The organism is Pseudoalteromonas luteoviolacea (assembly GCF_001696455.1).
Classification (GTDB): Bacteria; Pseudomonadota; Gammaproteobacteria; order Enterobacterales; family Alteromonadaceae; genus Pseudoalteromonas; species Pseudoalteromonas luteoviolacea_C.
The window spans coordinates 1-402 of sequence record NZ_MAUJ01000058.1; the positions used below are offsets into that span (position 1 = coordinate 1).

Sequence of the window (402 nt, forward strand, 5' to 3'; positions counted from 1 at the left end):
GCGGTGGGTTTCCCCATTCGGAAATCTAAGTCTCAAGTGCCTCTTACTGGCTTGACTTAGCTTATCGCAAGTTAGTACGTCCTTCATCGCCTCCAACTGCCAAGCATCCACCGTGTACGCTTAGTCACTTAACCATACAACCCAAAATAGTTTTAAGTTGTACTGCTAAAGACAGTTTTAACTTCGCCAGAAGTTAAGTAATACTAAAGTAGACGCTAATTAATCAACTAAATGATTAATCGGCATTTTCTTTCGAAAACTCTGAATAACAATTACTTGTTATTCGAGAATTTAATTATCAGCTTTCCAAATTTTTAAAGAGCAATATTAATTAGCTTACAAAAGCTAACTAACAATCATCTGTGTGGACACTTCGAACAAATCTGTTCTAAATCGTTAAGG

The 402-nt window shown here is 36.3% G+C and carries 1 rRNA gene; it reads right to left on the reverse strand.

The annotated features are described in order from the left end of the window. Positions 1-134 (reverse strand): 23S ribosomal RNA (locus tag A7985_RS25490); the annotation flags it as partial. Positions 135-402 lie beyond the last annotated feature (268 nt).